Here is an 8,496-nt window from a genome sequence, read left to right as displayed (position 1 = left end):
GGGTACGACGTTGTCATCGCCGACACCCAGGCGCCCGCCGTTTTCGGGGCAAAAGGCGAGTTCTTCGCCTCCGGCCGGCTGGACAACCTCTCCGCGACCCACGCCGGGCTCGAGGCGCTGATTGCCCACGCCGCCGGGCCGCTCCCGGCCGGTGCCCCGATCGCCGTTCTCGCCGCGTTCGACCACGAGGAAATCGGCTCCGCGTCCCGCTCCGGTGCCTGCGGACCCGTTCTTGAGGACGTCCTGGTGCGCATTTCCGACGGGCTCGGCGCGTCGGCAAGCCAGCGGCGGCAGGCATTCGCGGCGTCGTTCTGTGTGTCCGCGGACGCCGGCCACGCCGTGCACCCCAACTATGCCGAGCGGCACGACCCCGCCAACCGGCCGGCCCTGAACGGCGGTCCGCTGCTGAAGATCAACGCCAACCAGCGCTACGCCACGGACGCCACCGGCGCCGCCCTCTGGGCCCGGCTGTGCACCGACGCCGGCATCCCCTACCAGGAGTTCGTCTCGAGCAACGTGATGCCGTGCGGCTCCACGATCGGCCCGCTGACCGCCACCCGGCTCGGGATCCGGACGGTCGACGTCGGCGTGCCCCTGCTTTCGATGCACTCCGCCCGCGAGCTGTGCGGCGTTGAGGACCCATACCGTCTGGCGAGGGTGACGGAGCAGTTCTTCCGGACGGCGGCGTAGGGGCAGGCCAGCGGCACAGGGACCGGGTCAAGGGGCGCAGGAAGCGGCGGCCCCGTTGATCCGGTAGAGATGGACTGCGTTGCCGTCCTCGAACGTGTCCCGGAAGGTGCCGTTGCTGATGGGTACCGTGCGGTCCTCATCCAGGACCGTGGCGGTGAGAGCCGCGGCCGGCAGACACCCCAAGGTGAATTCAGCCTGCTGGGACCCTGCCTGGGCCGAACCGGCGAATACATAGAGATCGCCGCCGTGTACTTTCACGGCCGTGTCAACGCCCCCGGCGTGGACCAGGGCTCCGTCCAGGAACGGCGCGTTGAGGACCGGGGCGAGTCCGGTGATTTGCCCATTTACCGCGGTCACCCAGGGCCTGATCCCGTCACCGCAGGCATCGCGCAGGATGTGCTGCGTCTGGCAGTCGCCCCCGAAGCTGTGATTAAAGTAGATGATCCCCCGTGCCCCGTGGATCAGACTGCTCCAAACCGCAGCCCGGATCTCCGGGCCAGTAATGGTGGGAGCCTCCATCTCGGTGAACGGGTGCCCCACTTCCACAAACGCCCACACGGGTTTGCTGCCGGCCGGCCGGACCAGGGACCGGACCCTGTCAACTGTCCAGCCGTAGTTGGCCGCCCGCCGGCACTCCTGGTCCGTCAGGTCCCGCTCCCGGCCCAGGCTCCCGCCGCCCTCACCCCTGCCGCAGATATTGGGATCCGTGAACCAGTAGTTGTCGACCGAAACCACGTCCTGAAACTCATTGACGAAGACGGACGCTTCTTCATTGCTCTCCCAGAAGCTGACCCCCTTGCCGTAGTTGGCATACTTCAGGGTTCCGTCGGTACTCGCAGCTAACAGCTTCCGTTGCACCGAATAGCCGCAACGCACCCCAGCGGGGTTGCAGATTTCACCCTGACCCGGCCACTTTCCGGTCCATTCGGACGACCCGGGACCCGCCCACATGTCCGGTTCATCGGCGAGGACAAGGCCCGAGCTCCATGGAGAGGGTTCGCTCGTCAGAGCATGGACACCGCCCGGACGCAGCAGCGAGGTATCTGAGTTCGCCGTCAGGTCCACGTAAGTGTTCAGTCCGGCGGCTTTGTCCTTTTGGATATCGCCCGGTTCCAGAACGCTTTCCAGCCAGACGCCAAGGGGAAAGTAGTCCTGAGTGGCCGGCAGCGAGTTCTTGAAGCCGCCATAGAAGCCGGGCCCTCCATCCACTTCGCGGAGACCTTGGGCCGCCGCGGCACTTTCGCCAGGGGTCGCGTCGCTTCCGGCGCCTTGCGGAAGGGCTTGGCCGGCTGGCGCGACGCTCCCGCTGTGCAGTAGGGCAATACCTAGACAAAACGCGGCTGTCAACACCGCGTGGGACCGTCCTGGGCTACGTTTCACGGGCTATACCCCTTGAATGATTAGTGCGAGGACTCCGGCGCCGCCGATGCTGTCACAACACCCGGCCACGGGGCGACCGTCAGTGCCCAATCGGTCGACCGGGTGCGACGTGTGCAGCGCGCAGGCGGGGTTGGCCGCGGCTTCGGCACGATCGTTGGCTTGAACCAGAAGGCCGCCTTGCTGGTCCTGCACCAACCCCGGGACGTCACGCCAGGGAAAAGCAATCGGTCTGTCCCGGAAACTCAGTGATCGGATATCCGAACCGAGCCAAATGAACCCCTTCAAAGTCTGAAGGCCTTCGCACGGCGGCCTGGCGGGTCGCGCCTGTGCGCCATCCTACTCAATTACCGCCTTAGGCACAGCCACTATCGAAATATCCCTTTCCGGAAACCGTTCTCCGCGCCAGCCTGCTCACCCACGGCTCAGGACACCGGTGCAGGCCGCTTCGATCAATTGTCTGCCCCGGAACTAGGCCGCCCAGATAGTCGAGCAGGGCATTGGCGGAAGTCGAGTAGTTTTCGTCCCGTACTCTTTCCGGCCCGAGAACCTCCCGAACCGAACGCCGAACGCCGGACGGCGGCCTAGGAGCCGGCGACCCCGACAACGAGGTTGATGGTGGCAGCCAGGATGATGGTCCCGAAGAGATAGGACAGCAGGCTGTGCTTGAGCGCCTCGGCCCGGATGCCGTGGTTCTGCAGTGCGGTGTCCGATACCTGGTACGTCATGCCCAGGCTCGTGGCCAGGTACGCGAAGTCGGTGTACTGCGGCGGCCGGCTCTGGTTGAAGTCGATGCCGCCCACCCCGGAGCCGGCCTTGGCGCCCGTGCCGTAGTAAAGCTGGGCGTAGCGCAGTGTGAAGAGCGTCTGGACCAGCATCCAGGACAGTGCCACCGACACCAGCGCCAGCAGGCCGCCGCCGATCCGGGACGCTGTGTCGGTATTCATGTGGGAGTCCACGATGACAGCTGCCACCGCCGCCAGGCTGGCGCCGTTCGCGGCCAGGATGAGCAGGTCGGTGGTGCCCCGGGACGGATCTTCCGCCGTGGCGTGGAGCCGGGTGGCCGCAGGGTCCAGCCGGCCGATCACCAGCCAGATCCAGACTATGTACGTCAGGGCAGCGGAGCTCCAGCCGATCGTCGGAGCCTGCACCCAATGTCCGGCCAGGCCCGCCACGGCCGCGGCAATCAACCCCGCCAGCAGCATCACGGCGAAACGCAGACGGCTCTTCCTGATGGTAGCGGCAGGTCGGATAGGGCCACCGGTCTTCATTCCCCGATCATGGCACAGGGTTGTCCACATGGAGGGGAGCTTGGCTTCCGGGGCCGAGCCAGCCCCGGCTACGTTGGACCCGCAAGGAATCGCGGAAACCGGCCCGTATGGACTAAGCTGTTGAAGTCTGTGCTGCGTCCTGCCTCCGTTCCGGGGGCCTTGCGGGGCACACGGCACCGCAAATGAACCTCCTGTTACGGAAATGCCGTAACCGCTTAGCCCAAAGGAGGTGGGTTCACATATGCGTCCTTATGAATTGATGGTAATCATCGACCCCGAGGTCGAAGAGCGTACCGTTGAGCCAACGCTTCAGAAGTTCCTGAGTGTCATCACCAACGATGGTGGAACCATCGAAAAGGTTGACATCTGGGGCCGTCGTCGCCTGGCCTACGAGATCCAGAAGAAGTCTGAAGGTATCTACGCCGTGGTGAACTTCACCGCTGAGCCGGCTACCGCCAAGGAACTTGACCGCCAGTTGAGTCTCAATGAGACCATCATGCGCACCAAGATCACCCGCCCCGAAGTACAGAAGGTCGTTGCTGAGTAATTTCAGCTCCAGATTTTCACTCTTCATCCCCGCAGGAACGAACAAGGAGGCAGTAGATGGCAGGCGAAACCACTATTACGGTCATCGGTAATCTCACCAATGACCCCGAACTGAGGTTCACACCGTCAGGCTCGGCAGTAGCGAATTTCACCATCGCGTCTACTCCCCGCACCTTCGACCGCCAGTCCAATGAGTGGAAGGACGGGGAAACCCTGTTCCTCCGCGCGTCGGTGTGGCGTGAAGCAGCCGAGAACGTCGCCGAATCCCTGACAAAGGGCATGCGCGTGATCGTTTCCGGCCGTCTGAAGAGCCGTTCCTACGAAACTAAAGAAGGCGAGAAGCGCACCGTTATCGAGCTTGAGGTCGATGAAATCGGCCCGAGCCTGCGCTACGCCAACGCCAAGGTCAACCGCACCCAGCGCTCCGGCGGTGGGGGTGCCGGCAACGGTGCCCAGGGTGGCTTCGGCGGCGGCAACAGCGGCGGCGGCTTCGGCGGCGGCTCTGGCGGAAACCAGGGCGGCGGCAACTCCGGCGGAACCTGGGGCGGCAACCAGCCCGCACAGCAGCAGGATGACCCTTGGGCCACGCCCGGTGTCAGCAATGCAGGCGGCGGCTGGGGCAACGGCCCGGATTCCGAACCTCCCTTCTAAAAACATCAAAGGTTCGACGACGGAACCCGCCGGCACGCCGCAAGGCGGACGGGTGCAGACCGGCGTCGTATCACCACCATCCCGTGGATCAATATCCACGGGCTCCATCGAATAGGAGCTCCACGATGGCTAAGGCTGAACTCCGTAAGCCCAAACCAAAGTCCAACCCCTTGAAGGCCGCTGACATCACTGTCATCGACTACAAGGACGTAGCATTGCTGCGCAAATTCATCTCCGACCGCGGAAAGATCCGCGCCCGTCGCGTCACTGGCGTCACGGTGCAGGAACAGCGCAAGATCGCCCAGGCAATCAAGAACGCCCGCGAAGTTGCTCTGCTGCCTTACTCCGGCGCTGGCCGCGGCTAAGGAAGGGATTAACTAACATGGCAAAGCTCATTCTGACCCACGAAGTAACCGGTCTCGGTGCTGCAGGCGATGTTGTCGAGGTCAAGGACGGTTACGCACGTAACTACCTGCTGCCCCGCAACTTCGCCCTGACCTGGTCCAAGGGCGGCGAGAAGCAGGTTGAGTCCATCAAGGCTGCCCGCGTTGCCCGCGAGCACGCTTCCCTGGAAGACGCTCAGAAGCAGGCCGCTGCACTCTCCGCCAAGCCGGTCAAGCTCGTTGTCAAGGCTGGCGAGACCGGACGCCTGTTCGGCACCGTCAAGCAGGGCGACGTGGCCGACGCTGTTGAGGCCGCTGGCCTTGGCAAGATCGACAAGCGCAAGGTTGAACTGCCGGCACACATCAAGTCGGTCGGTTCCTACCAGGCCAACGTTCGTCTTCACGACGACGTTGCCGCTGTGATCGAGCTCGACGTCGTCGCAGGCAAGTAGCCTTCACTGGCTCTGCAGTCCTGAACTGCGGGAAGGCCCCCGCCTTTGGCTTCCCGTTGGGAACCGAAGGAGGGGGCCTTCTGCTTTAAACCCCAACGCGGGGTCACTTCGGGCCCATGTCGGTGCCCGGGATGGGCCCGAAGTGACCCCGCGTTGCAGTAGCGCGCAGGCCTAGCCCTGGTGGAGCACGGTGGTCACGTACCGATAGCCGCCCCGGACCAGCTCCGCCAGAACGCCGGCGTCGACGTCGCCGAGCTTATTGATGTACACGCAGCCGGCACCCATCTTGTGTTTGCCCAGCCGTGCCAGCAGTTCGGGGGCGTCCGGACCGTAGGCCAGGCCGTAGAGCGAGAGACTGGCCTTCCGGGGGGAGAATCCCACCGCAGGGGCATCCCCCTCGCGGCCACTGTCGTATTTGTAGTGGTACCGGCCAAATCCCACAATCGTCGGCCCCCACATCCGCGCCGGCTGTCCCGTTATCTCGGACATCAGCGGCAGGAGGCTCAGGCCGTCCTCCCGGCGGACCGGATGCTCGACGGCGGCCAGGAAGTCCGCCACGGATGCACCGGTTACCCGTGTCTTGTTTTCGTTCGTGGTCCCGCTCCTGTTGTCAGCCATTCCGGCAGTGTCCCAGTTTGACGGCGGGAATAAAAGCACCGGCGCTCCGCTTTTCGAGATAGATGCAAATGCATATATAGCTGTATGCGATCCTGACCTGACTGAGGAGCACGCTTTGGAAACCCGCCGGATCACCGTTCTCACCGCCGGACTCGGCGTCCCGTCCTCGAGCCGCTTGCTGGCAGAGCAGCTGGCCGCGTCGGCCAAACGCCAGCTCGCGGAGGCCGGCTTCGCCGCCACGCTGGACGTGGTGGAACTGCGGGACCTCGCAGTCGACATCGCCAACAATTTTGTGACCGGCTATGCCGGCCCCCGACTGGCCGAAGTGATCGCCGGCGTCGGGTCCTCCGACGGCATCATCGCCGTGAGCCCAGTGTTCAGCGCGTCCTACAGCGGGCTCTTCAAGTCCTTCATCGACGTCCTGGACCCCAAGTCACTGGAGGGCAAGGCCGTGCTGCTCGGCGCCACCGCAGGCACAGACCGGCACCAGATGGTCCTCGACTTCGCGATGCGGCCGCTGTTCACCTACCTGCGCACCAGGATCGCCGCCTCGGCCGTCTTCGCGGGCCCGCAGGACTGGGGAAACGACGACGACGGCGGATCGCCGCTTTCGGCCCGGATCGACCGCGCGGCCGGGGAGTTCGTCGGACTTCTGGCAGGATCGCAGCCGCAGCAGAGGCCGGCCGCCCTGGCGTCGCTGCCCTTCGAACAGCTGCTCGCCGGGATCTCGGGCAGCCGGTAGCGTTCCCGCAGCACCGCCAGCCGCAGCACCGCCAGCCGCAGCACCGCCTGCCGCAGCACCGCCTGCCTCTGGGGTCACCTCATGGCGACGATGATCACCGAGACGATGATGGATCCTGCAATGTGGTACCCGCCCGTGACCGCCGCGAACAAGAAGGGCCGGGGATTGTTCGGCGTGATGGCGCCGTTGAGGGAGGCGCTTGCGGCGTAGCCGATGCCGACGATGCCACCGAGCAGCAGCGCGTCCGCTAGATGTTGCAGCCCTAGCGCGTCGGCCAGCACGGCGGTGGCCACCGCGACGAGCAGGCTGCAGATGAGCGGCACGACGTAATAGCTCACCGTGAAGCGCTGGTTCTTCGTTCTGCGGAAGCCAAGCGAGGCATCCCAGGCCTTTCCGAAGAGAGGCGTGAACCACAGGGCCCCGAGCAGGTAGCAAGCCAGGGTGGCAAGGGCGATACTGAGCCAGTTGAGGTGGGCGAGCGCGTCGGTCATGGTCGTTCACGAACGCCGCTACGCAGTGCCTTGACGTGCCTGACCGAGCAGTTCCCGCAGAGCGTCTGATGCCCGCTTGAGTCGAGGACGACGAACGCGGCGCCCCCCTGATGATCCTGCTGGTTGTCCGATACCTCGATAGGCGTGGTGATGTGATTCGTCGATGTCACGTATGTCTCCAACGGTTGTGGGTACGGACCGGCGCTGGCCCGGAACACCATCATCAGTGCGCGAAGAGCCGCCAGTCTTGAAGAAAACCGACATGAGTCACAATTAGCCGTATGACCGCCGCAACCAGCAAAACGGGTCGCCACCGTCCGATCCAGCCCGGCGAGCGTTCCGGCGTCCTGTACCCGGAGAACCTGAACCGGTACGGAGCAGGTTGGTTCGATCCGGACCCGGCGGTCAGCGCCGTCGTCGATCAGTACTGGCACGTTCACTGGAGCCTGCCAGCGGGTGACTCCATTGATCAACGCATCATCGACCTGCCGGCGGTCACCGTGACGGCCGAAGAGGGCAACGTTCCGGCGCCGCTGGTCGTGACCGGCGTGCAGAGTCGGGCGTGGAAGCGCCGGATCACCGGGGCCGGTTCGGTGTTCGCGATCCGTCTCCGGCCTGCCGGCCTCGCTGTCCTGAGTGATCTGAGCCCGCAACAGATTGCCGACGGGACTCTCCCACTCACGCCGCAGCTTGATCCGCGCCTGTTCCGTCTCCTCAGCCACATCGCCGAAGCCGGGATGCCCGAAGCCCGCGCACGGCTAGCCGATGCGGCGATTAGCGCCCTGATCGACGAGAGGCCTCCCGGGCCGGAACGTCTGCTGGCCAACGCAATCCTGGTCGAATTGTCATCACTGATCCCCTCGAGGACCGGTGCGTCCGTCGCCGAGGCCTTGGGGGTGAGTGAGCGCACCATCCAGCGCGCCCTTCGGTCGACGCTGGGGCACGGACCCAAGTGGGTGAGCCGGCGCATCCGGCTCCAAGAGGTCGCCCGGGCACTCGCGTCCGACGGTTTTGACAACCTCGCCGTGCTGGCGACGGACCTTGGCTACGCCGATCAGGCCCACCTCACCAGCGACTTTCGAAACGTCGCAGGGATCACCCCTGCTGCATATGTCCGATCCATTCGTTCCGCGCCGGAACTGCGCACTAGCGCGGCCCGGTAGCGTGGACCACGTGCAGACAGGGGGATGCTCGCCCGTGCCTAGGAGACTGCTGAATTAGTGGGCTTGAGGGGGCTGGATCTTTTCCCGAGGCAGCTGCTGGCTGCTGTGAGCA

Annotated in this window: 10 protein-coding genes and 1 pseudogene; 7 read left to right on the top strand and 4 right to left on the bottom strand. The window is 65.0% G+C overall.

The window, feature by feature from the left end; all coding sequences use genetic code 11:
* Window positions 1-690 (top strand): annotated as a pseudogene (locus tag BJG92_RS11215) (M18 family aminopeptidase); the annotation flags it as partial.
* 27 nt (window positions 691-717) lie between these two features.
* On the opposite strand, the gene BJG92_RS11210 reads toward BJG92_RS11215, so the two are convergent.
* Window positions 718-1,899 (bottom strand): hypothetical protein, encoded by a 1,182-nt coding sequence (locus BJG92_RS11210; protein ID WP_232084087.1) that lies wholly within the window; start codon window positions 1,897-1,899, stop codon window positions 718-720.
* A 752-nt stretch (window positions 1,900-2,651) separates the two neighbouring features.
* Window positions 2,652-3,338, bottom strand: coding sequence for a DUF1345 domain-containing protein (locus BJG92_RS11205; protein ID WP_232084086.1), 687 nt, complete (start codon window positions 3,336-3,338; stop codon window positions 2,652-2,654).
* A gap of 241 nt (window positions 3,339-3,579) precedes the next feature.
* On the opposite strand from BJG92_RS11205, the gene rpsF reads away from it, so the two are divergent.
* From rpsF to rplI, 4 genes are all read left to right on the top strand, one after another.
* The gene (gene rpsF, locus BJG92_RS11200) at window positions 3,580-3,885 is read left to right on the top strand and encodes a 30S ribosomal protein S6 (RefSeq protein ID WP_232084085.1); all 306 of its coding nucleotides are present in this window, start codon (window positions 3,580-3,582) and stop codon (window positions 3,883-3,885) included.
* A 56-nt stretch (window positions 3,886-3,941) separates the two neighbouring features.
* Window positions 3,942-4,535 carry a single-stranded DNA-binding protein gene (locus BJG92_RS11195; RefSeq protein WP_024366240.1) on the top strand — a complete coding sequence of 198 codons (594 nt, stop codon included), beginning with the start codon at window positions 3,942-3,944 and terminating at the stop codon, window positions 4,533-4,535.
* Window positions 4,536-4,660: 125 nt separating this feature from the next.
* Window positions 4,661-4,900 carry a 30S ribosomal protein S18 gene (gene rpsR, locus BJG92_RS11190; RefSeq protein ID WP_003800144.1) on the top strand — a complete coding sequence of 80 codons (240 nt, stop codon included), beginning with the start codon at window positions 4,661-4,663 and terminating at the stop codon, window positions 4,898-4,900.
* Between the two features lie 17 nt (window positions 4,901-4,917).
* Complete coding sequence (gene rplI / locus BJG92_RS11185) at window positions 4,918-5,370, top strand: 50S ribosomal protein L9 (RefSeq protein ID WP_232084084.1); 453 nt, start codon at window positions 4,918-4,920, stop codon at window positions 5,368-5,370.
* A gap of 171 nt (window positions 5,371-5,541) precedes the next feature.
* Here the strand turns inward: rplI and BJG92_RS11180 are convergent, their stop codons facing one another.
* On the bottom strand, window positions 5,542-5,988 hold the full coding sequence (locus BJG92_RS11180; RefSeq protein ID WP_232084083.1) for a DUF1801 domain-containing protein: 447 nt from the start codon (window positions 5,986-5,988) through the stop codon (window positions 5,542-5,544).
* A gap of 115 nt (window positions 5,989-6,103) precedes the next feature.
* Here BJG92_RS11180 and BJG92_RS11175 point away from each other — a divergent pair, with 115 nt between their 5' ends.
* On the top strand, window positions 6,104-6,730 hold the full coding sequence (locus tag BJG92_RS11175; RefSeq protein WP_232084082.1) for an FMN reductase: 627 nt from the start codon (window positions 6,104-6,106) through the stop codon (window positions 6,728-6,730).
* A 74-nt stretch (window positions 6,731-6,804) separates the two neighbouring features.
* On the opposite strand, the gene BJG92_RS11170 is transcribed toward BJG92_RS11175, so the two are convergent.
* Window positions 6,805-7,221, bottom strand: coding sequence for a DUF1761 domain-containing protein (locus BJG92_RS11170; protein WP_232084081.1), 417 nt, complete (start codon window positions 7,219-7,221; stop codon window positions 6,805-6,807).
* Window positions 7,222-7,502: 281 nt separating this feature from the next.
* Here BJG92_RS11170 and BJG92_RS11165 point away from each other — a divergent pair, with 281 nt between their 5' ends.
* On the top strand, window positions 7,503-8,384 hold the full coding sequence (locus BJG92_RS11165; protein ID WP_232084080.1) for a helix-turn-helix domain-containing protein: 882 nt from the start codon (window positions 7,503-7,505) through the stop codon (window positions 8,382-8,384).
* The last annotated feature ends 112 nt before the right edge of the window (window positions 8,385-8,496 follow it).

The sequence above is a fragment of the Arthrobacter sp. SO5 genome (assembly GCF_020532805.1).
GTDB lineage: Bacteria > Actinomycetota > Actinomycetes > Actinomycetales > Micrococcaceae > Arthrobacter.
Note: the sequence above shows the minus strand (reverse complement) of the source record. Positions and strands in the feature narration are given on the sequence as shown.